This window comes from Actinomycetota bacterium (genome assembly GCA_005774595.1).
GTDB lineage: Bacteria > Actinomycetota > Coriobacteriia > Anaerosomatales > D1FN1-002 > D1FN1-002.
In genome coordinates, this window is the sequence record VAUM01000220.1 from 1 (window position 1) to 2760 (window position 2760).

1 protein-coding gene and 1 pseudogene are annotated in these 2760 nt (G+C 71.3%); both read right to left on the reverse strand.

Annotation, left to right across the window (positions count from 1 at the left end; translation table 11 throughout):
- Nucleotides 1-187 precede the first annotated feature (187 nt).
- Nucleotides 188-1962, reverse strand: a pseudogene (gene aspS / locus FDZ70_08185) (aspartate--tRNA ligase).
- Nucleotides 1963-2024: 62 nt separating this feature from the next.
- Nucleotides 2025-2675, reverse strand: a complete 651-nt coding sequence (locus FDZ70_08190; protein TLM72818.1) for a pyrimidine reductase — start codon at nucleotides 2673-2675, stop codon at nucleotides 2025-2027.
- Nucleotides 2676-2760: the final 85 nt, after the last annotated feature.

Here is a 2760-nt window from a genome sequence, read left to right on the forward strand (position 1 = left end):
ACCGAGGATCCCTGTCTGCCGCGGAATGGTGAGGCTCCCGAGTCAAAGATGTTGGTTCAGCCACGAACGACCGGGGCCGCATGCAGGACACGCCTCGCCGTCGAGTGTACCGCCTTCCGGCAGTGTGACGCCACCGGAACGGGCGCGGTTCACGGAAGCGATGCGAAACGCCGCCGACGCCAGCGCGTCAGTCGGCGCGCAGGTGCACGTCCTTCATCTGCCGGGCCGAGACCGCATCGGGCGCGCCGGTGAGCGGGTCGCCGCCCGACGACGTCTTCGGGAACGCGATCACGTCGCGGATCGACGACGCACCGGCCAGCAGCATCACGAGGCGGTCGAGCCCCAGTGCGATGCCGCCGTGGGGCGGTGCGCCGAGCGACAGCGCCTCGAGCAGGAAGCCGAACTTGTCCGCCTGTGCCTCGGGGCCGTGGCCGAGCAGCGCGAGAGCGCGGCGCTGCAGGTCGGCGTCGTGGATGCGCAGCGTGCCGCCGCCGATCTCCAGCCCGTCCATGACGAGGTCGTAGGCGTATGACAGCACCGCGCCCGGATCGCTCTCGATCAGGTCGAGGTGCTCGTCGAAGGGGCGCGTGAACGGATGGTGGTTGGCGTCCCAGCGGCCCTCCTCGGCGTCGTACTTGAACGCCGGGAAGTCCACGACCCACAGCAGCTCGTGGCCATCGCGGGCCACGCCGAGCTCGTCGGCGAGGCGCAGCCGCAGCGTGCCGAGGACCTCGTTGGCGACATCGCGTGCATCGGCGACCATGCACACCAGGTCGCCCGGCTCGACGGCGAGGGCAGTGCGCAGCGCGGCCATCTCGGCGTCGGTGAAGAACTTCGCGACGGGCGACTTGACCTCGCCGTCGGACGTGAACGCGGCCCAGGCCAGGCCCTTCGCGCCCGCGTCGATCGCGGCCTGGTTCAGCGCGTCGATGCGCGAGCGCGCCCAGTCCCCGGCACCCTTGGCGTTCAGCCCCTTGATGGCTCCCCCACCGGCGAGAGCGCCCGAGAAGACCTTGAACTCCGAGGTCGCGAAGGCCTCGGACACGTCATGCAGTTCCATGCCGAAGCGAACGTCCGGGCGGTCGGAGCCGAAGCGGTCCATCGCCTCGGCATAGGTGAGGCGCGGCAGCGGGAGCTCGAGGTCGATGCCCGCCTCGCGCAGGACCTCGTGCATGACCTCCTCCATGAGCGCGAGGATGTCATCGGCCGAGATGAACGACATCTCGACGTCGACTTGGGTGAATTCCGGCTGCCGGTCGGCGCGCAGGTCCTCGTCGCGGAAGCAGCGTGCGATCTGGTAGTAGCGCTCGATGCCGGCGACCATGAGCAGCTGCTTGAACAGCTGGGGCGACTGGGGCAGGGCGTAGAACTTGCCGGGATTCAGCCGGCTCGGGACGATGAAGTCGCGCGCGCCCTCGGGCGTGGACTTCGTCAGTATCGGGGTCTCGACCTCCATGAAGCCGCGTGTTCGAGCGAGCGGCGGAAGCGCTGTGTGACGCGGTCGCGCAACTGGAGCGCGGCGAGCACCTCGGGGCGGCGGATGTCGACGTAGCGGTACTTCAGGCGCAGCGTCTCGTCGGTCTCGATCGCCGAGTCCACTTCGAACGGCGGTGTCTCGGAGCGGTTGAGCGCCTCGGCTGCGTCGATGACCACCTCGACCTCGCCGGTGGGCATGCCGGGATTCTCCGTGCCGGCGGGGCGGTGGCGGACCGCACCCGAGAGCAGCACGACCCACTCAGGGCGCACCTGCTCGGCGGTGACGAACGCGGCGCCCGACGCGTCCGGGTCGAAGACGCACTGCACGATGCCGGAGCGGTCGCGCAGGTCGATGAAGACGAGCCCGCCGTGGTCGCGGCGCCGGTGCACCCAGCCCGCCAGCGTCACGCGTTCGCCGATCTGCCCGGCGCGCAGGTCGCCGCAGACGTGCGTGCGGAGCGAATGGGTGGCGGGAAGCTGGGTCACGGCGAGGGCCTTCCTGCGAGGGCGGTGCGAGCGTTCAGGCAGTATACGGCAAGCGCGACGGTCTACGTGTCAGCGACGCGGTAGCGCACGTGGACGAGCCCGTCGTCACGCGCGTCGCACGCAATCAGTTCGAGTGCCACTGGAGCCGAGAGCGCGCCCCGGATGAACGAGCGCTGCGCCTCGCCCGCCAGGCACGGCTGGACGAGCAGGTGCACCTCCGTGGCGAGGCCCGCGCGCAGCAGCGCCCCGTTGAGCGCGCCGCCCGACTCGACGCGCACCGTGCGCGCGCCATGCTCGTCGACAAGCCAGGTCAGTGCCGCACGCAGGTCCACGCGGTCGGCGCCGCATGCGAAGCGCGCCACGCGCCGGGAGTCGAGGTGCGCGAGGTAGTCAGCGGGGGTCGCGTCGCTCACCAGCGCGACCGCGTCGCGCCAGTACTGCTGCTCTCGCAGCCAGTCCCACGAGCGCACGCGCCCGCGCGAGTCGACGATCGCGAGCAGGGGCGCGGAACCGCCGCTGGGCTCAGCCGGAGGCGAGGCGAGGTCGTCTGCCGGCACGGCGTCCCCGCCCGCGAGCATCGTGTCGGCGCCGGCGAGGATGACATCCTCGGCGATGTCGCGCGCCAGCGTGTAGAACGCGCCGACGTCCGGCTCGAAGCCCTCGATGCGGCCGTCGAGTGAGACGACGTCGTAGATGATGACCCTCGGCAGCAAAGCGTGCCTCCCCCCGGCTCGCGGTGCGGCTCCTTCGCGCGGACGCTACCCCGCCAGGGTCGCCCGGACCGCCGCGGCCAGCCCG